The sequence below is a fragment of the Ruegeria hyattellae genome, assembly GCF_041537925.1.
In the GTDB taxonomy this organism is placed as follows: domain Bacteria; phylum Pseudomonadota; class Alphaproteobacteria; order Rhodobacterales; family Rhodobacteraceae; genus Ruegeria_C.
The window spans coordinates 44,474-69,975 of the sequence record NZ_JBGOSH010000012.1 but is presented as its reverse complement, the minus strand read 5'-3'; the positions used below and the strand labels follow the sequence as shown (position 1 = coordinate 69,975).

25 protein-coding genes and 1 pseudogene are annotated in these 25,502 nt (G+C 60.1%); 14 read left to right on the top strand and 12 right to left on the bottom strand.

The window, feature by feature from the left end; all coding sequences use genetic code 11:
* Window positions 1–50 precede the first annotated feature (50 nt).
* The 3 genes from AB1E33_RS22470 to AB1E33_RS22460 are packed head-to-tail and all read left to right on the top strand — an operon-like array spanning window position 51 to window position 2,823.
* On the top strand, window positions 51–341 hold the full coding sequence (locus AB1E33_RS22470) for a DUF1330 domain-containing protein (RefSeq protein WP_249710788.1): 291 nt from the start codon (window positions 51–53) through the stop codon (window positions 339–341).
* Complete coding sequence (locus AB1E33_RS22465; RefSeq protein ID WP_372579487.1) at window positions 338–1,609, top strand: ABC transporter permease; 1,272 nt, start codon at window positions 338–340, stop codon at window positions 1,607–1,609. Before AB1E33_RS22470 ends, AB1E33_RS22465 begins: the two co-directional genes overlap by 4 nt.
* 5 nt (window positions 1,610–1,614) lie before the next feature.
* Window positions 1,615–2,823, top strand: coding sequence for an ABC transporter permease (locus AB1E33_RS22460; protein ID WP_372579486.1), 1,209 nt, complete (start codon window positions 1,615–1,617; stop codon window positions 2,821–2,823).
* 59 nt (window positions 2,824–2,882) lie between these two features.
* Here the strand turns inward: AB1E33_RS22460 and AB1E33_RS22455 are convergent, their stop codons facing one another.
* Complete coding sequence (locus AB1E33_RS22455; RefSeq protein WP_372579485.1) at window positions 2,883–4,193, bottom strand: lytic murein transglycosylase; 1,311 nt, start codon at window positions 4,191–4,193, stop codon at window positions 2,883–2,885.
* 62 nt (window positions 4,194–4,255) lie between these two features.
* Window positions 4,256–4,975, bottom strand: coding sequence for a helix-turn-helix transcriptional regulator (locus AB1E33_RS22450; protein WP_372579484.1), 720 nt, complete (start codon window positions 4,973–4,975; stop codon window positions 4,256–4,258).
* Between the two features lie 113 nt (window positions 4,976–5,088).
* Between AB1E33_RS22450 and AB1E33_RS22445 the strand changes: the two genes are divergently transcribed.
* Window positions 5,089–5,787: a glutathione S-transferase family protein gene (locus tag AB1E33_RS22445; protein ID WP_372579483.1), complete on the top strand. Its 699-nt coding sequence runs from the start codon at window positions 5,089–5,091 to the stop codon at window positions 5,785–5,787.
* The gene (locus AB1E33_RS22440; protein WP_372579482.1) at window positions 5,784–6,170 is read left to right on the top strand and encodes a DUF1801 domain-containing protein; all 387 of its coding nucleotides are present in this window, start codon (window positions 5,784–5,786) and stop codon (window positions 6,168–6,170) included. Before AB1E33_RS22445 ends, AB1E33_RS22440 begins: the two co-directional genes overlap by 4 nt.
* Here AB1E33_RS22440 and rnr read toward each other — a convergent pair.
* From rnr to dapE, 3 genes are read right to left on the bottom strand one after another with little or no spacing between them, the layout of a single operon-like run.
* Window positions 6,161–8,419 (bottom strand): ribonuclease R, encoded by a 2,259-nt coding sequence (gene rnr / locus AB1E33_RS22435; RefSeq protein WP_372579481.1) that lies wholly within the window; start codon window positions 8,417–8,419, stop codon window positions 6,161–6,163. The genes AB1E33_RS22440 and rnr overlap by 10 nt on opposite strands.
* A 46-nt stretch (window positions 8,420–8,465) precedes the next feature.
* Entirely contained in the window at window positions 8,466–9,041 is a 576-nt protein-coding gene (locus AB1E33_RS22430; RefSeq protein ID WP_372579480.1) for a TIGR04282 family arsenosugar biosynthesis glycosyltransferase, read from the bottom strand.
* Window positions 9,042–9,089: 48 nt separating this feature from the next.
* A complete protein-coding gene (gene dapE / locus AB1E33_RS22425; RefSeq protein ID WP_372579479.1) occupies window positions 9,090–10,235 on the bottom strand; it encodes a succinyl-diaminopimelate desuccinylase in 1,146 nt (381 codons plus the stop codon).
* A gap of 275 nt (window positions 10,236–10,510) precedes the next feature.
* On the opposite strand from dapE, the gene AB1E33_RS22420 reads away from it, so the two are divergent.
* From AB1E33_RS22420 to AB1E33_RS22410, 3 genes are all read left to right on the top strand, one after another.
* Window positions 10,511–12,085, top strand: coding sequence for a Hint domain-containing protein (locus tag AB1E33_RS22420; protein WP_372579478.1), 1,575 nt, complete (start codon window positions 10,511–10,513; stop codon window positions 12,083–12,085).
* Window position 12,086: 1 nt separating this feature from the next.
* Window positions 12,087–13,181: a Hint domain-containing protein gene (locus tag AB1E33_RS22415; protein WP_372579477.1), complete on the top strand. Its 1,095-nt coding sequence runs from the start codon at window positions 12,087–12,089 to the stop codon at window positions 13,179–13,181.
* Between the two features lie 71 nt (window positions 13,182–13,252).
* Window positions 13,253–14,311: a transporter substrate-binding domain-containing protein gene (locus AB1E33_RS22410; RefSeq protein ID WP_372579476.1), complete on the top strand. Its 1,059-nt coding sequence runs from the start codon at window positions 13,253–13,255 to the stop codon at window positions 14,309–14,311.
* Between the two features lie 12 nt (window positions 14,312–14,323).
* Here AB1E33_RS22410 and AB1E33_RS22405 read toward each other — a convergent pair whose 3' ends face one another.
* On the bottom strand, window positions 14,324–14,671 hold the full coding sequence (locus tag AB1E33_RS22405; protein ID WP_372579475.1) for a DUF8846 family protein: 348 nt from the start codon (window positions 14,669–14,671) through the stop codon (window positions 14,324–14,326).
* Window positions 14,672–14,882: 211 nt separating this feature from the next.
* Here AB1E33_RS22405 and AB1E33_RS22400 point away from each other — a divergent pair, with 211 nt between their 5' ends.
* Window positions 14,883–15,788, top strand: a complete 906-nt coding sequence (locus AB1E33_RS22400; RefSeq protein ID WP_372579474.1) for an ankyrin repeat domain-containing protein — start codon at window positions 14,883–14,885, stop codon at window positions 15,786–15,788.
* Between the two features lie 173 nt (window positions 15,789–15,961).
* Here the strand turns inward: AB1E33_RS22400 and dapD are convergent, their stop codons facing one another.
* The 6 genes and pseudogenes from dapD to AB1E33_RS22370 all read right to left on the bottom strand — a co-directional run bounded on the left by dapD (window position 15,962) and on the right by AB1E33_RS22370 (window position 19,713).
* On the bottom strand, window positions 15,962–16,789 hold the full coding sequence (gene dapD / locus AB1E33_RS22395; protein ID WP_372579473.1) for a 2,3,4,5-tetrahydropyridine-2,6-dicarboxylate N-succinyltransferase: 828 nt from the start codon (window positions 16,787–16,789) through the stop codon (window positions 15,962–15,964).
* A gap of 92 nt (window positions 16,790–16,881) precedes the next feature.
* Window positions 16,882–17,726 (bottom strand): annotated as a pseudogene (locus AB1E33_RS22390) (radical SAM protein).
* A 17-nt stretch (window positions 17,727–17,743) separates the two neighbouring features.
* Complete coding sequence (locus tag AB1E33_RS22385; RefSeq protein ID WP_372579472.1) at window positions 17,744–17,920, bottom strand: hypothetical protein; 177 nt, start codon at window positions 17,918–17,920, stop codon at window positions 17,744–17,746.
* Complete coding sequence (locus tag AB1E33_RS22380) at window positions 17,917–18,138, bottom strand: biotin transporter BioY (RefSeq protein WP_372579471.1); 222 nt, start codon at window positions 18,136–18,138, stop codon at window positions 17,917–17,919. Before AB1E33_RS22380 ends, AB1E33_RS22385 begins: the two co-directional genes overlap by 4 nt.
* An 8-nt stretch (window positions 18,139–18,146) precedes the next feature.
* Window positions 18,147–18,746 carry a GntR family transcriptional regulator gene (locus tag AB1E33_RS22375; RefSeq protein WP_372579470.1) on the bottom strand — a complete coding sequence of 200 codons (600 nt, stop codon included), beginning with the start codon at window positions 18,744–18,746 and terminating at the stop codon, window positions 18,147–18,149.
* A 31-nt stretch (window positions 18,747–18,777) separates the two neighbouring features.
* Complete coding sequence (locus AB1E33_RS22370) at window positions 18,778–19,713, bottom strand: threonine/serine dehydratase (RefSeq protein ID WP_372579469.1); 936 nt, start codon at window positions 19,711–19,713, stop codon at window positions 18,778–18,780.
* Between the two features lie 81 nt (window positions 19,714–19,794).
* Between AB1E33_RS22370 and AB1E33_RS22365 the strand changes: the two genes are divergently transcribed.
* From AB1E33_RS22365 to kce, 5 genes are all read left to right on the top strand, one after another.
* Entirely contained in the window at window positions 19,795–20,640 is an 846-nt protein-coding gene (locus AB1E33_RS22365) for an LOG family protein (protein ID WP_372579468.1), read from the top strand.
* A 481-nt stretch (window positions 20,641–21,121) separates the two neighbouring features.
* Complete coding sequence (locus AB1E33_RS22360; RefSeq protein WP_372579467.1) at window positions 21,122–22,243, top strand: aromatic ring-hydroxylating oxygenase subunit alpha; 1,122 nt, start codon at window positions 21,122–21,124, stop codon at window positions 22,241–22,243.
* Complete coding sequence (betC, locus tag AB1E33_RS22355; RefSeq protein WP_372579466.1) at window positions 22,240–23,775, top strand: choline-sulfatase; 1,536 nt, start codon at window positions 22,240–22,242, stop codon at window positions 23,773–23,775. The genes AB1E33_RS22360 and betC overlap by 4 nt, the downstream gene beginning before the upstream one ends.
* Complete coding sequence (locus AB1E33_RS22350; RefSeq protein ID WP_372579465.1) at window positions 23,772–24,566, top strand: SDR family NAD(P)-dependent oxidoreductase; 795 nt, start codon at window positions 23,772–23,774, stop codon at window positions 24,564–24,566. Before betC ends, AB1E33_RS22350 begins: the two co-directional genes overlap by 4 nt.
* On the top strand, window positions 24,566–25,498 hold the full coding sequence (gene kce, locus AB1E33_RS22345; RefSeq protein ID WP_372579464.1) for a 3,5-dioxohexanoate:acetyl-CoA acetone transferase: 933 nt from the start codon (window positions 24,566–24,568) through the stop codon (window positions 25,496–25,498). The genes AB1E33_RS22350 and kce overlap by 1 nt, the downstream gene beginning before the upstream one ends.
* The last annotated feature ends 4 nt before the right edge of the window (window positions 25,499–25,502 follow it).

Below are 25,502 nucleotides of genomic sequence, written 5' to 3'. Positions count from 1 at the left end.
ACATCGAGGCGGGCCTGAGAAGGCCCGCTTTGCCACTCAGGGGAAAGACCATGCCAAAGGGCTACATCATTGCCCATATTACGGTCACGAACCCGGACGCTTATCAGGACTATGTGCGTCTGGATACCCCTATCCTGCTGCGGCATGGAGGGCGGTTCGTGGTGCGTGGCGGGCAGAGTGAAACGCCCGAAGGCAACAGTCTGGATCGCCATGTTGTGGTCGAGTTCCCCTCTTACGAGGCGGCAAAGACGGCCTATAGCGACCCCGAATATCAGAAAGTGGCAGAGATCCGGCGCGCCAATGCAGAGAGTGTAATCATTTTGGTCGAAGGTGCAGAATGAGTGATACCACCCAATCAAGTCCCGTACTTGCCGCCGATGGCAGGCCGCTCAAGCACAGCCTGAACCGGGCACTCAGGCGGCAGAAAATGCGGGCGATGGCCCTGATCCTGCCCTTGTTGGCCTTTGTGCTTCTGACCTTCATCGTTCCGATCGGACAGATGCTGTTCCGCTCGGTCCAGAACGATATCGTGCAAAACACGCTGCCTCAGACTGTGATTGCCATCCAAAGCTGGGACGCGAACAGCGGCGAAGCACCTGATGAGGCCGCATTTGCTGCCCTTGCCGCCGATTTCAAAACCGCCGTTGAAAACAAGACCCACACCCGTGTGGGAAGCCGGTTGAATTATGAGACCCCCGGTATCTCGTCGCTGTTTAGAAAGGCCGGGCGAAAGGCCAAGAGATGGGATCTCGAAACGGACGGTCCCTTCAAGGAACAGTTCCTTGATATCGATGAGGATTGGGGTGACCCCGCAATATGGCGCACGATCCAGAAGTTTTCGCCTCCGATCACAAGCGGGTATTTCCTGAATGCTGCTGACATGCAGTTGGGCGATGACGGGGTCGAGTTCCGGCCCGAGAACCAGCAAATCTATATCACGCTGTTCAAGCGAACGCTGTTCATGTCGCTGGTCATCATGGGGTCGTGCATTCTGTTAGGCTATCCGGTAGCCTGGCTGCTGGCAAACCTGCCTTCTGCCAAAGCCAATGTGCTGCTCATCCTGGTGCTGTTGCCATTCTGGACCTCGCTGCTGGTGCGCACCTCGGCCTGGAAGGTGATGCTGCAGCAACAGGGTGTGATCAACGATACGCTGGTCTGGCTGGGGCTAGTGGCCGACGATTCGCGGTTGGTGATGATCAACAACCAGTTCGGCACCATCGTGGCAATGACCCATATCCTGCTGCCCTTCATGATCCTGCCGATGTATTCGGTGATGCAGACCATCCCGCCCACCTATCTGCGGGCGGCCAAGTCGCTGGGGGCCACCAACTGGACAGCCTTCTGGCGGGTCTATTTCCCGCAATCGGTGCCGGGAATTGGCGCGGGCTCTATCCTGGTCTTCATTCTGGCCATTGGCTATTACATCACACCGGAACTGGTCGGCGGTACGAAGGGTGTCTTCATCTCGAACCGGATCGCCTTCCACATCTCGTCATCGCTGAATTGGGGTTTGGCCGCTGCGCTGGGCACCATCCTGCTGGCTGCGGTCCTGATCCTGTATTGGGCCTATGACAAGATCGTCGGCATTGACAACGTAAAGCTGGGATAACCGGAATGGCACTTACCCCCGTCACACCAAGCTCGACCTCGTTCACCGCCAGCACAACCGCTGCGGCTGGAGCCGTTGCAGGTCTGCTCATCGGCACATCCCAGGGCAATGCTTTCCTTGGCGTCATCATCGGAGCACTGCTGCTGGCGGCAGTCGCCTTTGTGGCACTGCAGATGCGCGACCGGGAAAAACCAATTCGCTGGATCATCCTCGCCGGGTTCGCGCTGGCCGGGTTTCTTATGGGCGGACTGTCCGCCGGGATCATAGGCGCGCTGTTCGGCTGGTTCTTCGGCTGGTTCATCTTCTGGATCGGTGAAACCCGCTACCGCTCAACGCTGGTACCCTACCTCACCCCGGGACAAGTGTTGTGGCATTACGGCTTCCGGGTGATATGCGGCGCGATCTTTGTCTTCCTGATCACGCCCATTTTGGTGGTGCTACCGCTGTCCTTCAACGCGCAGGATTTCTTTACCTTCACGCCAGAAATGCTGCGGCTCGACCCCGATGGCTATTCGCTAAAGCACTACAAGGATTTCTTCACCAGTCAGGACTGGCAGCTATCGTTCCGCAATTCCCTGATCATTGCGCCCATCGCGACCGTGATTTCAGTGACGCTGGGTACGCTGGCCGCCATCGGCCTCAGCCAGAGCCATGTTCCCGGGCGCCGTGCGATCATGGCCATCCTGATCTCACCAATGATCGTGCCCCTGATCATCTCGGCCACGGGGATGTTCTTCTTCTACTCGCAGATCGGTCAGGTGCTTGAGAACAATCTGGGCCTTTCCAAGACTTTTGTCGGTTATGTTAAAGTCGTGCTAGCCCATGCAGTGCTGGGCATTCCCTTCGTGATCATCACCGTGACCGCCACGCTGGTCGGGTTCGACCGGTCGCTGACACGGGCCGCCGCGAACATGGGAGCCGGGCCGGTGACTACTTTCTTCCGGGTGCAGATGCCGCTGATCCTGCCGGGCGTGATCTCGGGCGGGCTGTTTGCCTTCATCACCTCGTTTGACGAAGTGGTCGTGGTCCTGTTTGTCGGCTCTGCCCGGCAAAAGACGCTGCCTTGGCAGATGTTCACCGGCCTGCGCGAGCAAATCTCACCGACCATTCTGGCGGTGGCAACGATCCTTGTCGTGATCTCGATCGCGCTGCTGACCACGGTCGAACTGTTGCGCCGCCGGTCAGAACGGCTGCGTGGGATCAGCCCGACCTGATTGGAAGACAGTTTGAAGGGCGCGCTACCTGTGATGACAGGTCAGCGCCCTTTTTTTGCTTAGCGCAGGCGTTCCAATAGCCGCGGCGAGGCATAGCCATCCGGTACAAGCCCGTTGGCCGTCTGGTAGGACCGGACTGCATTGATGGTCAGTGGCCCGACACGTCCGTCGATTTTCTGCGTGTCGAACCCGGCACCGGTGAGGCGGCGCTGCAACTCCTTGCGTTCAGAGAAGGTCAGCGCGCGGTCGCCACGCGGCCAATCCGCCGCGATCACGAGGCCTCCGCCCAGACGATCGGCAAGATGGCCGACGCCAATTACATAGGCATCCGCCGTATTGTATTTCTCCAGCACCGTAAAATTGTCAAAGATCATAAAGGCTGCGCCCTCTGCCCCTGCAGGCAGCAGGATCGATGCGTCGCCGTGATCCGGAACCGGCTTGCCGGAGGTATCCAGCACACCCGCAGCCGCCCAGTCAGAGGGCGAGCGCGTCAGTTCACGACGCGCAAGGACATAATCGAACCCTTCGGGCAGCCGCACTTCAACGCCCCAGGGCTGACCCGTGGTCCAGCCGAACCCGGCCAGATAAGCGGCGGTCGAAGCCAGCGCATCGCGCGGATCATCCGACCAGATATCGCGCTTGCCATCGCCAGTGAAATCCACCGCGTAGAGATGGTAGGAACTGGGCATGAACTGCGTATGCCCCATCGCCCCGGCCCAACTGCCCTTCATGCCACGGGCCGAAACGTCGCCCGCCTCGAGTATTTGCAGTGCCGCCAGAAGCTCGGCCTCAAAAAACTCGGCGCGTCGCGTGTCATGAGCCAGAGTGGCCAGCGACCGGATCGTGTTGTTACCGCCGCGGAACGCGCCGAAGGAGCTTTCCAGCCCCCAGATCGCGGTCACCACCTCTTTCTCGACACCATAGCGCGCCTCGATCTGGCTGAGCGCGGCGTGGTGTTGTGCCAGCGCCGCCCGCCCATTCCTGACCCGCAGATCCGAGACCGCACTGTCCAGATATTCCCAGATCGTCTTGCTGAACTCCGACTGGTTGCGATCCAGCCGCACAACCTCGGGGTCAATGATCACATCGGCAAAGGCCTGATCCAGCGTAGCGCTGCTGATCCCCTCCTCCTGCGCCCTGTCTCGGAAGGCGGAGAGCCACAACGCGAAGGGCTCGTTTGAAGCAACTACCTGCACGACCTCCTGCCCGGTCTCGGGCACCGGGCGGGCCACCGGCCGCAGCGATGTCGTGACCAAAGCCAATTGAATAGATGCCTGTTTATTTGGATCAGGCGACGATTCCGCCACCGCGCCTGTTGATCCCAATGCCGCCATAAGGGTTCCGACGGCGCCCGACTTCCAGTTTATCATCTGAATTATCCCGACTGCCTGCTCGCCCTGAGTGTACCGCGAAACCGGCCGCGGACAAAGCGTCAGTCTGCGCTATTGCAATCTTCCGCTGTTTTGAACGGCTGGGCACGCAAATGCGTCAGAGCATCACGCAACAACGGAATGCGGCGGGGACGAAAGGACTGGCCGGTCAGGGCCAGATGGCGCATCCGGTCCAGCCGAAAAACCCGAAAGTCCCGACGCAAGTGGCACCATGCGATCAAAACGCTGGAGCGGTCCATATAAACAATCGATAGCGGATCGACGCTACGTTCAGTCTCGCTGCCATGCACATCCGTGTACCCGAATGCTACTGATTGCTCGTCCCAGGTGGCTTGCCGCAAAGCGCTCACATCGATGCTGGGCGGCTCTGGCCGGACGAACCGCGTCGCCGTCAGCACCGCATGGCTCAGCCGGTGGGATTGCCGCGCAGGTAGGCGGCCCTGCAGTTTTTTAAGTGCGTGCGACGCGGCCGAGGACAAGGCGGGATCACCGATCTGTTCTACCTCTCGCAGCCCCAGAACCAGCGCCTCAAGCTCATCATCGGTAAAGCCCAGCGGTGGCAGGGTCGCGTCCTCGATCAGGGTAAAGCCGAATCCCGCCTCACCATCGATCACCGCGCCCAGACCCCGCAGAGCGTCGATGTCGCGATGCACGGTCCGGGGCGACACGTGCAGGTCCTGCGCCAGTTGAACCGAGGTTCTGGGCGCCGGCCCTGAGCGCAGGGCCTGCATCAACTGGAAAAGCCGGGCGGTGCGCGACATCGGGTTTCATGCCTCTTGTTTCCGGGTTGGTCCAGACTACCCTAGCCCTGATGTCAAAAACTGTCATCAGGGCGGCATAATCTGAGCACCGATACCGAAATGGAGTGCTCCTGATGCTGACCCTGCTCACCTACCCCGCCGCGTTTGGCCAGTTCAGCGCCAGTCCGTTCTGTGTCAAGGCGGCCTATATGTTGCACCTGTCGGGGCAACGCTGGCAGCGCTCCGATCTTGTGAACCCAGGCAAGATGCCCCACCGCAAGCTGCCGGTGCTGCGCACGCCAGAACGGCTGCTTCCCGACAGTGACGGTATCCGCGCCTGGCTCGAGGCGCAGGGCACAGTTTTCGACGCCGGGCTAAGCGATGTGCAGAAGGGCCAGTCCCGCGCCCTGTGCCGAATGGCCGAGGATCACCTCTATTTCCATATCGTGCTGGATCGTTGGGGCAACGATCAGGTCTGGCCGGTCCTGCGCGAAGCCTTCTTCCATGAGGTTCCCGCCTTGATCCGGGGGCCTGTATCGCGCGCGATCCGCAAGTCAGTTCTGAAAGGGTTGGACAGTCAGGGCGTTGCCCGCTTCTCCGAGCCGGAGCGGCTGGACCGGGTCGAGCAGGACCTGCGCGCAATCAGCGCATACCTGAAGGATAGCCCGTTTCTGCTGGGTGAGGCACCCACATCCGCCGACCTGAGCGTCGCGCCCATTCTCGCAGCGATGCGGGCCACGCCCACCGACACGAAGCTGCGGTTGCGCATTGCCAACGACCCGCTTCTCACGGGATATATGGATCATGTGGATCAGACGATTGGCTTGCAGTGACGCCCTTTCAAACACCAGAGGTTGAGGCCGCTTTTGCCGCCTTCCCCCCATCGGCGCGGAACGGGCTTCTGCTCTTACGCGATCTGATCTTTTATACTGCATCGGCGTTGCCGACCCCTGCCAAGCTCAGCGAAGAACTGAAATGGGGCCAGCCCGCCTATCTCGCTCGCAAGGGAACAACGATCCGGCTGGGCATCCCGAAACAGGCCCGGTTCGGGCTGTTCGTGCATTGCCAGACTCGGTTGATTTCGGAGTTTTCCGAGATGTTTCCCGGTGCCGACCGGATCGAAGGCACCCGCGCGGTCTTGTTTGACGATCCGGGCGAGGTGTCACGCGAACGGCATGGCTGGTTAATCGCCCGTGCGCTAACCTATCACGTCTGACGACGTTTGCGGGTCAGTTTGCGATCGAGCTTGTCGCGTTTCTTCTTGCCCTTGACCGCCTTGCGCCGCGCGCCACGACGAGCAGGCGCGCGCGAACGGGGCATCACCTGATCTTCAATTGACAGCAGTTCCAACTCCAGCCCGCCGGTCACGGGTGTGGCTTGCGCCAGACGCACGGTCACCCGCTGCCCGATGGCGATGATCAGCCCGGTATCCGAGCCCATCAGCGTCCCCGCCTCGCGGTCGAAATGAAAAAACTCGCGCCCCAGCGAGCGCACCGGCACCAGCCCGTCCGCCGCGGTCTCATCCAGCTTCACGAAAGCGCCAAACCGCGCGATGCCACTGATCCGCCCGGAGAATTCATTGCCCACCCGCTCGCTCAGATATGCGGCCAGATAGCGGTCGGTGGTGTCGCGTTCCGCCATCATCGAGCGGCGCTCGGTATCCGAGATGTGATTGGCGGTGTCCTCCAGCCGATCGACTTCATCGGGCTGCAAGCCGTCCTTGCCCCAGCCATGCGCCGAGATCAGAGAGCGGTGCACAATCAGGTCCGAATAGCGCCGTATCGGTGAAGTGAAATGCGCATAGTTGCGCAGCGCCAAACCAAAATGGCCATAATTTTCAGGGCTGTAATAGGCCTGTGCCATCGACCTCAGCGTGCTGAGATTGATCAATTCCGCATCTTCGGTGCCCGCAGCTGCATTCAGCAGCGCATTCAGATGCCGGGTCTGCAACACCTGCCCCTTGGCCAGATTCAGCCCCGCCGCTTGCGCGGTCTCGCGCAAACTTTCCAGTTTCTCGGGGGCGGGTTCCTCATGCACGCGAAACAGCAGCGGCGAGCGTTTGGCGATCAGCGCTTCGGCGGCGGCCACATTGGCCAAAACCATGAATTCCTCGATCAGCCGATGCGCGTCCAACCGGTCGCGGAAGGCCACGCTTTCCACTTCGCCCGCCTCGTTCAGCACGATCTTGCGTTCGGGCAGGTCCAGATCCAGAGGCTGGCGTGCCTGACGCGCGACAAGCAGCGCCTTGTAGGCGGCATAGAGCGGCTTCAGAACCGGCTCCAACAGCGGTCCGGTGCGGTCATTGGGTTCGCCGTCGATGGCCTCCTGCACTTCGGCATAATGTAGCGAGGCAGCCGAGCGCATCAGGCCACGCACGAACCGGTGCCCGATCTTGTTGCCCTCTGCGTCGATTTGCATCCGGACCGCCAGGCAGGCACGCGGGACGCCTTCGTGCAGGGAACACAGATCGCCCGACAGACGATCGGGCAGCATCGGCACAACGCGGTCGGGGAAATAGCTTGAATTGCCGCGTTTGCGCGCTTCGCGGTCCAGCGCGGTGCCGGGCCGGACATAGGCCGCCACATCGGCGATCGCCACCCAGACCACATGCCCGCCGAGGTTCTTGGGGTCGTCATCGGCATGGGCATAGCACGCATCATCATGGTCGCGCGCATCTGCCGGGTCGATGGTCAGCAGCGGCATGTCGCGCAGGTCCTCGCGCCCGCTCAGACCGACCGGCTTAGCCTTGTCGGCCTCGGCGATCACCGCATCGGGAAAATCATCGGGAATACTATGCTGGTGGATGGCGATCAGCGACACCGCCTTGGGCGCGCTTGGATCACCCAACCGTTCAACGATGCGGGCTTTGGGAAGACCCAACCGCCCCTTTGGTCCGGCCTGTTCGGCCTCGACCAACTCGCCATCCCTGGCGCCCAGCGTTGCGCCTTCTGATACTTGCCAATCGGTGCCAGCGGCCTTGTCAATCGGCACGATCCGCCCGCCTTCGGCGCCTTTGCGAAAAACCCCCAGAACCCGGCGCGGGTTGGCACCGATCCGGCGGATCAGGCGCGCCTCGTAATTGTGATCTTCCTCGTGCACGACGCTCAGCCGTGCCAGGATCCGATCGCCCTCACCCAGCGCCGGATCAGAGGCGCGCGGGATGATCAAGACCACCGGCTCGACCCCCTCGCCATGCCATTCCAGCGGGCGCGCGAACAGGTCGCCATCGTCATTCGGGGCCTTGACCTGCAGCACGCTCACCGGTGGCAGCCGGTCCGGGTCGCGATAGGTCTTTTTGCGCTTTTCCAGATGGCCCTCGGCCTCAAGCTCTTTCAACACGCGCTTGAGATCGATCCGGTCAGACCCCTTGATGCCAAAAGCCTTGGCGATATCGCGTTTCGAGGTGAGGGTCGGATGCGCCGAGATCCAGTCGAGGATCTCCTGCTTGGAGGGAATTCGCGTCATATCCTCGGCCTAGCACGGCCAGTTGGCAACGTCATGGACAAAACGATCAGCCGGTCAGATCAGCCACCGTATCCACATCGCGCAAGCTGTTGATCAGCGCGATACGCTGACCCGGCAGCGTGGCAAGCGTGTCCTGCAACGCATCGGCGCTGGACCAGCGGACACCGTCAAAAACAGTGGGCGGAATTGCCACCACCCGCCGCGCACCAACCAGCCAATAGCCACCATCGGGGGCCGGGCCAAAGACCCAGTCCTGACGGGCAAGCCCCCTGAAGGCTCGGGCGATATGGGCGCGATCTATGCCCGGAATATCCGCCCCGATCACGCAAACCGGACCAGATGGCATCCCGCGCAATATCCGCCCCATCCGCAGGCCAAGATCGCCGCGCCCCTGCGGCGCGCGCGGCAAATCGGCGGGCCAAACCCGGCTCTTCATTCCCTCGCGGTCTGGAGACACGGCCAGTACGATCCGCCAGCGTGGGTCGCGCAGGCGACGGATCAAGGCTCGTGTCTGATGCCGGAACCACCAGGCCGCGCCAACCATGCCGATATCACGGCCCAGCCGGGTCTTGACCCGGCCCGGGCGCGGTTCTTTGACCATGATGACCAGCGTGGGAGTCACGAATGCCCCATCACCTTGAAGCACAGTGCAACGCACGGGGCAGGACCGTCACGCGAAATAGTCCCGCAAGATGCGCGCATAGACCTGTTTGAGCTGTTCGATCTGCCTAACCTCGACGCATTCATCCACCTGATGCATGGTGCGCCCGACCAGACCGAACTCGACCACCGGGCAGTGATCCTTGATGAAACGCGCATCGGAGGTGCCGCCGGTTGTAGACAGAACCGGCGCAACGCCGGTTTCGGCCTCGACCGCACGGGCCACCAGCTCGGAGAGTGGGCCGGGCGGGGTCAGAAAGCTCTCGCCCGAGATCTTCGCACGCATGTCGATCTCAACGCCGAATTTTTCGGCCACTCGATCCGCCTCGGCTTGCAGCCACTCCGTCACACTGGCCCCGCAATGCAGGTCGTTGAAGCGGATATTCACCGCAGCGCCGCATTGTGCCGGAATCACATTCGTGGCCGTGTTGCCGGTGTCGATGGTGACGATCGCCAATGTCGAGGCATCGAAATGATCGCTGCCCCGGTCCAGTTCATGCGTGGCCAGCTGGTCCATCAGCCGCGCCATGGCAGGCAGCGGGTTTCTGGCCCGGTGCGGATAGGCCGCATGTCCCTGCACACCGGTCACCGTGAACCACGCGGTCATCGAGCCGCGGCGTCCGATCTTCATCATCTCACCCATCTGGTCAGGGCAAGTAGGTTCGCCCACAAGGCAGACCGACATGCGCTCGCCCACTTCGGCCATGTGATCCAGCAATGCCGTGGTGCCGTCTGTGGCATCGCCCTCTTCGTCTCCGGTGATCGTCAGAATGACCGCACCATCCGGTGGGCTGTGCCGCACAAGGTCAATCGCTGCGGCGGCAAAGGCCGCAACCCCCGATTTCATGTCCGTCGCACCGCGACCGAAAAGGACGCCGTCCTTCACCTGAGCCCCAAAAGGCGGCATGGTCCAGGCCGCCTTGTCTCCGACCGGCACCACGTCGGTATGACCGTTGAAGCCGAATGTCCGCGCGTGGCCTTTCCGGCCCCACCGCGCGAACAGGTTACAGACACCGCCTCGGTCCACACGCGTGCAGTCAAACCCCTCGGCGGTCAGAAGATCGCCAAGCAATTTCAGTGCCCCGCCTTCAGCGGGCGTAACCGAGGGGCATCGGATCAGATCGGCGGTTAGTTGTACGGCGTCGGTCGTGGTCATGGGCCCTCGCGATGTATGAGTTCGTCCGCTTCGCGTCACAATTGTGACGAAAAAGTCGCGCTGCCAACCCCAAAACGCGGAAATCCGCTTATCAGAAACCCGACACCTGTGTTAACGAAAGGTTAATAATTGACCCGAGGCAGGGCACCGAGCACAAAAAGCCGCAAAAGGCTGCTGACAGACGTAACCGCGCAATTGGCGCGGCATGGATGTATTATGCGCAGGCATGACCTGCGACGGCGCACTGCTTCCAAAACAACGGGTTTGGGCAGTAGATGGCGACCGGGGCAGAACTCGACTATCAGACAAATGCCAGTGCAGTGGCAATGGCGCAGGCGATCTTTGGCGACGGCGCGACAGTGGTCAGCGCCAGCTATACCGGCGACAACCGGTCATCCGCCATATATGGGAACGGTGACGCGCTGGCCCCCGGGGCCACGCCCGGCGACAGCGGTGTGATCCTGTCCACCGGACGGGCCACCAGCTTCACACGGTCCTCTGGCGATCCGAACGTGTCGACCCGGACCACCACCAACTCAAATGGCCCTAACAACGATCCCGATTTCAACGCCGCGGCTGGTGCCAATACCTTTGACGCGTCGTATCTGGATGTCTCGTTTATTCCGACCTCGGAATACATGACGATGCAGTTCGTGTTCTCGTCCGAGGAATACCCCGAATTCCAGAACTCGATCTATCAGGATTTCGTCGGGGTCTGGATCAATGATACCCAGGTCGATCTGAGTATCGCGGGCGACGACGCCGACCCCGGCAATATCAACAGCAATTCCAACCAAAACCTGTTTCTGGACAACAGTGGCGACGACTACAACACCGAGATGGACGGGCTGACCGTTACGTTGTCGCTGACGATGAACGTCATCCCCAATCAGGTAAACACGATCCGCATCGGTATCGCTGACGTGGCCGACAACCGCTACGATTCCAACCTGTTGATCGCCGCCGACAGCATTCAGACCGAACTGGTTGCGATCACCGACACGGTCAATGTGAACCCGGACGGACGAAACACTGTCGACGTTCTGGCAAATGACCATAACCCTTCGGGGTCGACCCTGACGATCACTCATATCAACGGGCAGGCGGTCACCGCAAACAGCACGGTCTTGCTCAGCACCGGGCAGACCCTGCGACTCAACGCAAACGGTACAATCACCGTTTTTGGCGACGGTGATATCGAGGATTTCAACTTCACCTACACGGTGACGAACGGCACCAATCAGGATGTCGGTTTTGTCAATGCCAGCTCGATCCCCTGCTTTGTCGCGGGCACAATGATCGCCACGCCCGAGGGGGACGTACCTGTTGAAACACTGATCCCCGGCGATCTGGTGATGACCCGCGATGACGGCGCGCAACCGCTCAGATGGACTGGCAGCCGCAAAATCGAAGCCTCTGGCAATCTGACCCCGATCCGCATCCGGGCAAACACCTTTGGCAGCCACGGCGATCTGATGGTCTCGCCCCAGCATCGCGTTCTCGTCCGCGACAGCCTGGCAGAGCTGCTATTCGGCGAGGCCGAGGTTCTGGTGGCCGCAAAGGATCTGGTCAATGGCCGGACGGTCACACGCCAACCCGGCGGTACGGTCACATATGTCCACGTGATGTTCGACCGCCATCAGGTGATCTATTCCGAAGGCCTGCCGACCGAGAGTTTCCTGCCCGGCCCGCAGACCACCAACCTGTTCGAGCAACCCTTGATCGATGAGATTTGCACCATCTTCCCGGAACTCGACCCGCTAACCGGCCTCGGCTACAGCACCGCCGTGCGCCGAACGTTGAAAGCCTATGAGGCGCAATTACTGACATCCGCAGAGAGGGCCGCGTGACATGACCTGGATTGCACTTGCCGACACTGAAACGCAGCTTTTCTCACCTGCCGGTCTTGGGGCCGACCCGACCGCGCCCGACCTGATTGGGCACGACGACGACGATTTGCTGGCCCGTGGCACTTTGGTGCTGGAAACCGGTCTGCCGGATACCGGTCAGGCCCATACCCTGTTTCACTACAACCGCGACGGCGACTGGCCTTTTCACCTGTCGGTACAGGCGATCCCCGGCCGGGGGCTGATCTTTGTTCTCAATCAGGGCGGCGCGGTGATCCACCAGACGATGACCCTGCCCGATACCGGACGCATCGACCTGCTGCGCCTGTCCTATAGCTGGGACGCACCGGCGCGCCGGGCACAACTCGCTCTGGAACAGCATGACAGGGAACAGGTGCTGATACAGGACATCGCGGGCCCCTGCCCGCTGCGCGTCGGCGACCTGCGCGCGCTGTTCCGGCACGGGTCGCACCGCTTTGCCGCGCCCGAGACCATCTTTGCCGCGCTGTCCGACACGGTCGAGCCTGTGGGGGCCCTGCCCTCGATGCACCCTGAAACGCCAATTGCCACGCCAATGGGGTATCGCCCGCTGCGCACGCTGCGGCGCGGGGATACGGTGATCAACGCGCGTGGTGAGGTCGTGCCGGTGCTGCACCGCCTGACACGGACGGTGCCAGCGCGCGGCAGTTTCAGCCCCCTCTCCATCCGCAGCCCCTATTTCGGGCTGGATCGGGATATCGTAGTGGCCCCCTCTCAGCGGCTGCTGCTATCGGGCACCGAGGTGGAGTATCTTTTTGGCAAGCATTCAGTTCTTGCCCTGGCCCATCATCTGACCCGGGGCCGCGCGGTGACACCGGTTCCCTGGGGACCGCTGGTGACCTACTCACAGCTGCTGCTACCAGGTCACGAGGCTGTGCTTGCCGCCGGATCGGCGCTGGAAAGCCAGTTCATCGGCAGACTGCACAACAAGCCGCGCCTGCTGGCGGCCAGCCTGCTGTCCGGGTTGGAACGCAGCCGGCTGCCCGACCACGGAGCCTCGCGCATTCCGGTCCTCGGCGCATTTGACGCCCGCGTTTTGGCCGAACGCCGCGCGGCATGACCCGGCGACGCATCTTGTGCCAAACCCGTGACCTGCGCTAGGGAGCGCAGCAGCATAACCGTCTGGAATCAATGTCGCGGCGTCTTTATATCATTCTGTCTCTAGTCGCGTGCTTCTGCGCGACGGTGGGCTCGGCACAGGAGCTTGACGTTTCAACCGTGACGCGTCGGCCCTTTTCGATGGTCGAAGATGGCGATCAGACCGGGTTCTCGATGGATCTTCTGGCGGCGTTGGCCGAAGATCTCGGCTGGAACTATGACGTCCAGCGCAACGCGCAATTCGCCGATATGCTCAACTCGGTCACCGATGGCACCGCCGCTCTGGCCATCGCCAATATCTCGATCACCGCACAGCGCGAAACGCTGATGGATTTCAGCCAGCCGATCTTTGAATCCGGGCTGCAAATCATGATACCGGCGGACAATCAGGGGTCCCCCTCGCTGATGCGCGCGCTGCTGTCGCGCGAGCTGTTCATGGCGATTGGAATCGCCTTCGCGCTGTTGCTGACCGGTGGCATGCTGATGTGGTATTTCGAGCGCCGCGCACAGCCCTATTTTGACCGCAAGCTGAACGACGCCTGGTTCCCCTCGTTCTGGTGGGCGCTGAACCTGGTGGTCAATGGCGGATTCGAGGAGCGTGTGCCTCGCTCCGCCTTCGGCAAGGTCTTTGGCGTGATCCTGGTGATCTCATCGCTGTTCGTCGTATCGGTCTTCACCGCCCGGATCACTTCGGTCATGACGGTCGAGGCGATCACCAACTCGGTAAATTCCGTCAACGACCTTTACGGCAGGCGGATCGCCACGATCGAAGGCTCGACCTCCGCGACCTTTCTGAACCGACGCGATGTGAACTATACCGGTTATGACGGGCTGGAGGCAATGCTGGTCGATTTCGAGGCCGGAAACATCGACGCCGTCGTCTTCGATGCACCGATCCTGTCCTATTACTCCAGTCATCAAGGCAAGGGCGTGGGGGTTATGACCGGCACGGTGTTTCTGCGTGAAAACTATGGGATCGCCTTCCCTACCGGCTCGCCGCTGGTCGAGGATGTCAACCAGGCACTGCTGACCCTGCGCGAAAACGGCACCTACGACACGATCTACCGCAAGTGGTTCGGATCGCGGAACTAAAGCGGTGACGCGTCAGGCTTCCTTGGTTCCGTCGTCGAAAAACGGTGTCATCTGGGCGACGATCACCGCGTTTTCCTCAAGCGCGCGCTGCATCAGATCGCGTTCTTCGCCGCTGATCTCATGCCCCTCGGCCTCGCGCTCAGCCAGGGTGCCATAGCCGGTCACGTCCAGCGGCGCGGTATCGGCCTGCTTCAGGATCGCCACCGTCTCGCGCACGGCCTCGGCCTCGTCCACACCGCTGGCAAAACACATCAGAGCCGCGCCCGAGGCCCCCTCGGGCAGGCCATCGCCCTCCCTGCGTCCTATCTGAACGACAAGGGTATAGACCTGTTGGCGGGAGGGTTTTTTTGTCTTTTCCATGGGCGTCGCCATACTCACGCATCCAACGATGGTCAACCTTGGGGGATTTGATGGCTAGACTAAGAATGTCTGGATTGAGCCCAGAGCGGACCTGACCATTGAGCAGTCTAAGTCAACTGGTTTTGTAGAAACAGTAAAGTAAGGGCAGGGCGGCGAACTGCAGCGAGTTATGATATAGTTGGCGCAGCTACGACTGACGGAGGATTTCTTGATGCTACGTTTCAGTATCGCCAATTTGTTCCTTTTCCCGGTTCTAACGGTGGCTCTATTTTCGCAGGTTGCTCAGGCAGACGATATTTTGCAGGCGGCCAGTAATGGTGATGCCGAGGCGCTGGAGGCGTCGCTCGCTGCCGAAGGAAGCGTTGATCCCACCTTTTTGGAGCGGCCTTTGTTCTTCGCCGCTCAATCCGGCCATACCGACATTGTTGCAATCCTTCTCGAACATGGCGCAGACGCCAACACAATGCTCGACTTTGGTAGTCCTTTGCAAAAGGCTGCCCGTGGCAACCATAAAAAGACAGTTGAACTTTTACTGAAGGCGGGAGCCGACCCAAGCGCACAGGCCGGCGATAAAGACTATACGCCGCTTCATGATGCCGCCGAAAGGGGCGCACTGGACGCCGCCAAAGTTCTTGTCGCTTATGGTGCAAACGTTAATGCACGAGAGTTTTGGGGGGTGCCGCCAATCCATCTGGCCACAAAAAAAGATAGGGCAGAGATGATTTCGTTTCTCTCGGAAAGCGGTGCACAACCAATCGAACCGCCGCCCATTTCCGAAACTGAATTAGCGACTGCCGACCTGGAGCTCGGGCGGATTTCAGCGATTGGTTGCACGCAATGCCATATCATCGAAGAAGGAACCGCTCCAACCGGAGCGCACAATCACGGTCCGTCGCTCATAGGTGTGGTCGGACGCACCAAAGCCGGTGTTGAAGGTTACAAATACTCAAACGCAATGGCATCCCTATCTGGTGATTGGAACGTCTCAGAACTCAATCAATTCATCGCCGATCCCGCAGGGCGTGTTCCCGGGACAGAGATGGCATTGATGCCTGATCTGTCGGACGCCGAAAGGGTCGCTTTGATTGCGTTCCTTAGCACGCTTCGAGTGCAGTGAGCCAATATCAGTCAGTGCGCCAGTACAGGCAGTCGGGCTGAGGTCCGCTTTGTCTGCGCTGCCGACATTTGGCCAATTCAGATTGGCCGGAAGCAGAAGCCTCAGACCAAGGGCATGCCAAAACCTCAGGCTGCGGAGTTAAACTCCACAGCCCATCAGAGCGGTCTGTCAAGTCAGTCCCGCAGCAACTCGTTGATGCCAGTTTTCGAGCGGGTCTTTTCGTCCACGCGCTTCACGATCACTGCGCAATAGAGGCTGATGTTATTCTTCGACGGCATCGAGCCTGCGACGACCACCGAATAGGGTGGCACCTCGCCATAACTGACTTCGCCGGTCTCGCGGTCTACGATCTTGGTGGACTTGCCGATGAAAACACCCATGCCCAGAACCGAGCCTTCGCGCACGATGCAGCCCTCGACCACTTCGGAGCGGGCGCCGATGAAACAATTGTCCTCGATGATGGTCGGGCCCGCCTGCATCGGCTCCAGCACGCCGCCGATTCCAACGCCGCCCGAGAGGTGCACACTCTTGCCGATCTGCGCGCAGGACCCGACGGTGGCCCAGGTGTCGACCATGGTGCCTTCGTCGACGTAAGCCCCGAGGTTAACGAAAGACGGCATCAGCACAACACCGGGCGCGATATAGGCCGATTTGCGCACCACGCAGTTTGGCACCGCGCGGAAGCCCGCATCGCGCCACTGGTTGTCACCCCATCCTGCGAATTTGCTGTCGACCTTGTCCCACCAGCCGCCGATTTGCGGCCCGCCCTGCTGATGCTCCATATCCTTGATGCGGAAGCCCAGCAGTACGGCTTTCTTAGCCCATTGGTTCACGTGCCAGGACCCGTCGCCCTGTTTCTCGGCCACACGCAGAGAGCCGCTGTCGAGCGCGTTCAGCGTATCTTCGATCGCCTCGCGCTGTTCACCACCGGTGGCCGGGGTGATGGTTTCGCGCGCGTCCCACGCGGCTTCGATGGCCGTTTCCAGTTGCGTGTTGGACATCAGCTTACTCCCTGCAATATCTGGTCATGTCGATGTCGCCTATATTCAAACGGCAGCCATTGCGCAATGCGACGTGACACCGGCGCCTTGCGTCAGTCGCCAGTCAGGGCGCCGATCAACTCGAACATATCGCGGTCCTGACCGGTTCCGGCATTCGGCGCGGTCAGCAATACGTCGCCATAGAAAACCGAGTTCGCCCCGACCAGAAAACACAAGACTTGCTCCGCCGCCAAGAAATCCGAGCGCCCTGCCGACAGCCTGATACGGGTTTTCGGCATAATGGTCCGGGCCGTGGATCGAATCCGGCAAGCACCTGCAGCATCGACGCCCGGTCCCGAAGGTTTTCACCCATCCCGATGATGCCGCCGCAGCACAGGTCGATACCGGCATCCCGGCAGTAGGAGAGCGTTTCCAACCGGTCCTAATAGGTCCACGTTCCAATGATCTTGGCGTAGAATTCAGGCGATGTATCGAGGTTGTGATTATAGGCTGTCAGCCCCACATCCGCCAGTTTCCGGGCCTGCTGTGGTTGGAGCATTCTTAGCGTGACGCAGGCCTCCATCCCCAGTTCGCGCACGCCAGAGACCATCTCGAGGACGTTGTCGAACTTCTGCCCATCACGCACCTGCCGCAAAGCCGCGCCCATGCAGAACCGTTTGGCACACGCGGCCTTTGCTCGCTTTGCAAGCGACAGCACATGCGCCGGGTTCATTAGCTTGTCCTTGGTCAGTTTCAGCTTGCGGTGATGCACCGATTGCGGGCAATAGGCGCAATCTTCGGTGCTGCCACCCGTCTTGATCGACAGAAGGTTGGCCTGTTGGATGTCTTCGGGATCATGGTGTGACCGGTGACTTGCATTGGCCTGACCGACGAAATCCAGCAAGGGGAGGCCCAGCAGTGCCTCCATCTCGCTGACCGTCCAGTCGCTGCGCAGCACCTTGGAGGCGTCAAGCATCAGATCGGGTTCCACGGATGCGCGAAAGCAGCCCCGGCGGGCTGGCCCAGTACAACAACAATCGGCAGAGTGATCTTGACCAGATCCCCGAAAATGAACGGTGTGAACCCATAGGCGAGCACCTTGTCGCCCGGCACGAATTGCGCGAGCAAGCCAAGGCCAAGCGCATAGATCATCGCAATGCCCAGCAGGTATCCCCCGCGCCACCAACCATATAGGTAAGTCCGACACCTTTTTCAGGCGTTCCCGCAAAGACCGGGAAGCCAACGGCACCCACCATCAGATACCCAAGCACGGTCGCGGTTCCCAGACGCAGGCTGTAGGCGGCGGCAAGGGCCATGACGGCGCCTAGCTGCAGGGTCACCGGAACTGGCCAGAACGGGACCTTAACCATGGCGAGAGTCAGAGCATTCGACGGATGTGGCGTGCGAGAATTCCGCTGGCGGCCGCTGCGTTCCGGCCTTTCAGCGCCTGAAGGATGGCAGCGTGATCTGCATCGGTCCGCTGCACCCATTTCCGTTGCCAATGGGCAAAGAAATGGCGGGCGCTTGCGATGTGCAGATCGTCAATCGCATGCAGCAGGCGTGGCATGACGCACGGGGTGAGGATGACACGGTGAAAGACCCGGTTTCGGCCCTCCCAGGTGGGCATGTCCTCGGCGGCGTCACATTGCGCAAGCGCCTCTGCCGCAAGTTTGATATCCCTTGGCGTGAGGTTCTGAACCGCATGCTGCAACGCCAGTGTTTCCAGAACTACCCGCATTTCGATCACTTCGCGCACCTCTGACGGATCAAGGGCGGCGACACGCATACCACGCCGCGGCTCGCTAATCGCCAACCCGTGCGCCTCGAGTCGCAACAGCGCCTCGCGCACCGGAACATGGCTGGTCTCATGGGCGCGCGCTATGTGGTCCTGCCGCAGCTTCTCACCCGCTGGCAGGGCACCGGTGATGATCTGCTGGCTAAGGCTTTCGTAAATCGTGTCGGCAATCGTTGCTGTCATGGATTATGGATAAAACCCGCTTCGGCTGCCCTCAAGCGGAATTGTCCGGGTTGAGCGGGTCCGGTGCGATATTTGCGCCGCAGACCAGAACTGCCAGTTTCTCGCCCGGCTCAGGGCGATAAGCGCCCGACATCAGAGCCGCGAGGGCGGTGGCTCCTGCTGGTTCAACCAGAATGCGCCGTTCCTCCCAAAGTGCGGTCTGCGCCGACCGGATCGCCGCGTCTGAGACTAGCACGGCCTGCGTTTCGTTCTGCGTCGCAAGATCAAAGCAAATATCGCCGATCCGCCGCGCACCCAGCGCATTGGCTGCGATGCCCGAGACTTCGACATCAACCGGGTAACCTGCCACGCGCGCGGCATGCAACGCGCAGGAGGTTTCAGGCTCGACCGCCACCACCTTACGCGCGCCCTGCAGCCAGGCCAGAACCCCTGCGATCAGACCACCACCGCCCACCGCGATCAATACGGTGTCAGCCTGTAGCCCCTGCCGTTCCCATTCGCGCATCAGGGTGCCCTGCCCCGCGACCGTGGCAGGGGCGTCATAGGCGTGGATCTGCATTGCGCCCGAGCGCGCCTCGTGCTGTTGTGCCATGGCCAGCGCATTGGCGTATTCGCCGGGTACAACCGTCAGGTCAGCGCCGACACGCTCGATCAGGGAGATTTTGGAGGGGCCTGCCATTTCCGGCACGAAAATATGCGCGGGATACCCTAGCGCCTGTGCCGCGAAGGCCGCCGCAGCACCGTGATTGCCGCCTGAGGCCGCGACCACGCCTGCATCGGGCACGTCGCTGCAGAGCAACGTGTTGAACGCCCCGCGCGCCTTAAAACTGCCGGTATGCTGAAGCTGCTCAAGCTTCATCTCGACCGGGAAATCCAGGCCGAACCCCTCGCATGTCATCACAGGTGTTTCCACCACATGACCCGCGATCCGGCCCGCCGCCGCCTCGATCTGTTGCGTCCAACCCATTGCGATCATCCCGTCTCTGGCGCTCTGCCCACGAACCCTATAGCTGTTGGACAGACACGCAAGCCGGGACGAGACATCGCAATGAAAGAAGACCACCGCCTGAGCCCCTTCCGAGACGCCCATACTGACCGCAGCACTGCCCGCGAGGTGCCGGATACGCCGCAGACACGGTCACCGTCCTACCGGCTAGCCTTTGCGGATGACGATTTCCTGTGCCGTGACGAGCTGCGCCCGGTGCGCTTGCAGCTTGAGCTGTTGAAACCGCAGATGATGCTGGACGCACATGGCATCACCTCGACCATCGTGATGTTCGGCGGTGCGCGCATTCCCGAACCGTCGCAAAAGCACACCGCGCGCACCCAGACGCTGGCGGATCTGTCGGAATTTTATGACGAAGCCCGCACCTTTGCCCGGCTGATGACCGAGAAATCGAAAGAAAGCGGTTGCCGCGAGAACGTGATCGTCACCGGCGGCGGGCCCGGCGTGATGGAGGCCGGAAACCGCGGCGCCGAGGATGCGGGCGGATGCTCGATCGGGCTGAACATCGTGCTACCCCACGAACAGGCGCCGAACCTGCATGTGACGCCGGAGCTGGCCTTCAACTTCCACTATTTCGCGATCCGCAAGATGCATTTCCTGATGCGCGCCCGCGCCATCACAATCTTTCCCGGCGGTTTCGGCACGATGGACGAACTGTTCGAGGCGCTGACCCTGATCCAGACCGGGCGAATGGACCGCGTGCCGTTCCTGCTTTTCGGTCGCGCCTTCTGGGAAAAGGTCATCAATTGGGAGGCGCTGGCCGATGCGGGCACGATCTCGGACGAAGATCTGGGCCTGTTCCGCTTCGTGGACACGGCACAGGACGCGGTGGATCTGATCGAACGCTGGGAACCCGCCCCTCCCCGCGATGATATCCCCGGTCGCTGAACGACGGCGGGTCAGCATGTTGGTGCGGGGCAGTGCATCCGCATGGCTGATCATGCCAGACACCAGCCGAGGTCGCTAGGTGTTGATGCACTTCTTCATTATGAGCCCTCAAAGACGCTCCAAGACCGATGCAAACGGTCAGGCGCAGTGGGAGTGTTCCCTCGGGCGATGGACGGGTTGACGCTGAAGACACGGATCACATGGCAACCATGGTTGGCGCACTCAAACTCATTGCGCATCGCTGGACCGCCAAACTGCCGTTGAAGTTCGCAGAGCGAGAAAACGATTCTGCAGGTCGTTTTCCCGACAGGCGGGGCATGGATGACTGATCCGGTGCCCAGCAGTGCATTGAAGAGCGATGTGCGTTCGAAGCTTCGGGTTGACGTATCCCGACCATGCCAAAAAAGTTAAATATCCGGCGAAAATTGTATAGAGAGTATTCTGCGTGAGCGTAACCTTTGCCGATATCGGGAGGGGAACAATGACGAAGACAGACGCAATCAATTCAGGTTACGATCCTGACCCATCACGCTCAACTTCGTTGCATGCAACCGCATATACCAACGACAAATGGTATGATGTTGATCTCAAGTCGATCATCTCGAAAAATTGGCAATGGGTGTGCCATGTCGAGAAGACCCGAAAGCCAGGCTCATACACAACCGTTGATATCGCCGGTCACCCCATTGCGGTTGTTCGGGATAAGGACGGTGTCCTGAGAGCCTTCTACAACGTATGCAAGCACCGTGCGCACGCGTTGCTTTCGGGCGACGGCAATACCACCCGGATTATGTGCCCCTATCATGCTTGGGTCTACAAGTTGGATGGGCGGCTGGCCCGCGCGCCACACACTGAAAACCTGCACGACTTCAGTACGGATGAAATCTGTCTGGACAAAGTGCTAGTCGAAGAGTTTTGCGGATTTGTCTTCGTAAATCTGGACCGAAGCGCCGTTTCACTTTCTGAACTTTCTGATGATCTTGAGACTGAGGTGCGGCACTGGGCTCCTGATGTCGATCAACTTACCTTTGGCCATCGCCTTACATACGATATCAAGTCGAATTGGAAAAACGTCGTTGATAACTTTCTTGAGTGCTACCATTGCCCGACGGCGCACAAGGATTTCTGCGATCTTGTGGATATGGATACCTACAAGGTCACAACTTTTAGCATTTATTCCAGCCACATGGCGGATGCGGGAAAATCATCCAACAGTGCCTATGACGTGTCCAATGCAACCATAAAAACCCATGCGGTCTGGTGGCTCTGGCCTACGACCTGCCTAATGCGGTATCCGGGTCGTTCCAGCATGATTGTTCTGAACATCATCCCGGTCGGTCCGGACCGGACACTGGAAACCTACGATTTCTTCCTGGAAACACCCGAGCCGGACGCGATGGAGCTTGATGCGATCCGCTACCTGGATGAAGTGCTTCAGGTCGAAGACATCAATCTGGTCGAAAGTGTACAGCGTGGGATGAACACACCCGCCTTCACCCAGGGCCGGATCGTCAATGATCCGGACGGGTCTGGCAAATCCGAACATGCCGTGCATCACTTTCACGGGCTCGTCCTGGATGCCTATGCCAAAGGTGCTACGTGACGCCGCCCAACATCCTTGTAATCATGGCGGACCAGTTGGCGCCGCAGTTCATAGGGGCGTATGGGCACAGCATTGCAAAGACACCGCACCTCGATGCGCTGGCGATACGCGGCATGCGGTTCGATGCCGCCTATTGCAATTCACCGCTCTGCGCACCGTCGCGCTTTGCATTCATGTCGGGGCAGTTGATCAGCCGGATCGCCGCCTATGACAATGCGTCCGAGTTCAAGGCATCCGTGCCGACCTTTGCGCATTATCTCAAATCGCTGGGCTACCGAACCTGTCTGTCGGGCAAGATGCATTTTATCGGCCCGGACCAGATGCACGGATTCGAGGACCGGGTGACCACCGATATCTACCCTGCAGATTTCGCATGGACCCCCGATTGGGAAGCCCCCGACGAGCGGATCGACAAGTGGTATCACAACATGCAGACGGTCAAGGAAAGTGGCCTGGCGCAGGCGACGTTCCAGATCGACTATGATGATGAAGTTGCCTTTGCGGCAAAGCGCTGGTTGTTCGATACGGCCCGCGACAATGCACTTGGAAACCTGTCGCCCTTTGCGATGGTCGCCAGCTTTATCCACCCTCATGACCCATATGTCGCAAGGCCCGAATGGTGGAACCTGTATACCGATGATGAAATCAACCTGCCCGACTTCGTTCCCGCGCTTGAGTTGCAGGATCCTTTTTCACGCCGATTGATGGATGGGATCGAAGCGTCTTTTGTGCCGCTCTCTGAAGACGAGGTGCGCAGAGCCCGCCGCGCCTATCTAGCCAATGTCAGCTATTTCGATAGCAAGATCGGTGAGCTGGTTCAAACCCTTGATGAGATTGATGCGTTGGACAATACCATCATCATCGTCACCGCGGATCACGGTGACATGCTGGGGGAACGCGGTCTTTGGTACAAGATGAACTTTTTCGAGCATTCCGCCCGCGTGCCGCTTGTGATGGCCGGACCGGGGATCACAAGCGGTAGCGCGAGCAACGCCGTTTCCCTTGTTGATCTGCTGCCGACCCTTATCGACGTCGCAGGCGGTGACATCAGCATGGTTGGCGAGCCTATTGATGGGAGGAGCCTCATGCCGCTCGCGCGTGGCGAGGATGATCCGGTTGACGAGGCAATCGGGGAATACTGCGCCGAAATGACAGGATATCCTGTGATCATGATCCGGCGTGGATCGCTCAAGTTCGTTCATTGTGACAGCGATCCCCCACAGCTTTACGACCTCGTGTCTGACCCGCTTGAAACCACCAATCTCGCAACAGACCCGCATTACGCTGAGGCCGTAGCCGCGTTTGCGAAAGAAGTCGAGGATCGCTGGGACGGTGAGGATTTGCGGCAGAAGATCATCGCCACTCAGAAATCCAGGCGCGCCCTGCACGCGGCGATGGAGGCCGGGGCCAGCGAGTCCTGGGATTATGACCCACCCTCGAATGCCAGCCAGAAATATGTGCGAAACCACATGGATTGGACATTGGCTGCCAAGCGGTACCGTTACCCACCTTTGAAGGATCAAGGCCAATGATGCTCAACAATAAAGTCGCCCTTGTCACGGGCGCAAGAGGCGGGATCGGACGGGCCATTGTCACCCGCTTCCTGAAAGAAGGCGCCACGGTTTATGCCGCCGACCTCACCCCGGAAGGCACACTGGACAAGTACGACGATGATGGCAGTCATTTCGTGACGCTGGACGTGACGAAAGAGACGGATGCAATCGCCGCAATGGAGCGTGTCCGCGATGCGCATGGCAGCTTGGACATTCTCGTGAATGCAGCGGGCATTGAGATCGAAAAAACGGTCGAGGAAACCACTCTGGACGAGTGGAACCGGAGTTTTGCCGTCAACGCGACAGGTACCTTCCTGACCTCGAAATATGCGATCCCGCTGATGCGCGAAGCGGCGAATTCAGGACGCAGCGCCAGCCTGATCAATTTCGGCTCGTATGACGGGTTCATCGCGGATCCCGGACTCGCGGCCTATTGCGCGACAAAAGGTGCCGTTCACGCCCTGACGCGAGCCATGGCCTGTGACCACGGACCAGACGGCATCCGCGTCAACGCGATCTGCCCCGGATACATCGACACGCCGATGTTGCAAAGCTTCTTCAACGGCGACGGATCCGGCGGTGCTGGCGGCGATATCAAGACGCTGCAAAAGGCGGTGCGCGACGTGCATCCGATGCGGACCTACGGAACACCCGAGGATATTGCCAATCTGGTGAACTGGCTGGCCTCGGACGAAGCACGTTACGCATCGGGTCAGTTGTGGGTTTTGGATGGCGGCCTGTCGGCGCAAGTACAGCAGATGAAACTCTGATGTCCAAATCCGTCATCATCACCTGCGCACCAACGGGCGGTATCCATACGCCTTCGATGTCGCCTCATTTGCCGATCACACCCGCCCAGATCGCAACCGCAAGTATCGAGGCGGCAGAGGCCGGGGCCTCCATCATCCATCTTCATGCCCGTCACCCGGAAACCGGCAAGCCTGATCCTCGACCGGACCTGTTTGGCCAGTTCTTGCCGGTCATCAAACAGTCCACAGACGCCGTGATCAACGTCTCGACCGGTGGCGGACTTGGCATGTCGATCGACGACCGGCTGCAGGCCGCGACCGCGACCAGCCCCGAAATGGCGTCGCTAAACATGGGGTCGATGAATTTCGGCATCTTCCCGATGCTTCAGAAATACACCGAATTTCAACATGACTGGGAACGTCCGTTCCTGGAGATGACGGAAGATTTCATCTTCCCCAACACCTTCAAGACCATTCGTCACGCCATCGATAAGCTCGGTGGCGATCATGGCACGAAGTTCGAATTTGAATGCTACGATCTCGGGCATCTCTACAATGTCAAATGGTTCGTGGATCAGGGGCTGATCAAGCCCCCGTTCTTCATCCAGATGGTCTTTGGAATCTTGGGTGGGGTTGGTGCTGACCCCGATCACCTGACGCATATGCACAACACCGCGGACAAGCTATTCGGCGCAGAAAATTATGAATGGTCTGTTCTCGCTGCCGGGCGGCACCAGATACCTTTTGCCACGCAAAGCGCCCTGCTTGGTGGCAACCTACGTGTGGGGTTGGAAGACAGCCTGTTCATCGGAAAAGGCGAATTGGCAAAGTCCAATGCTGAGCAAGTTACCCGAATCCGGGCAATCATTGAAAATCTCGGCCTCACCGTGGCCACACCTTCGGAAGCGAGGGAACGCCTCGCCTTGAAGGGTGGCGATCTTGTTGGGTTCTAGGGAG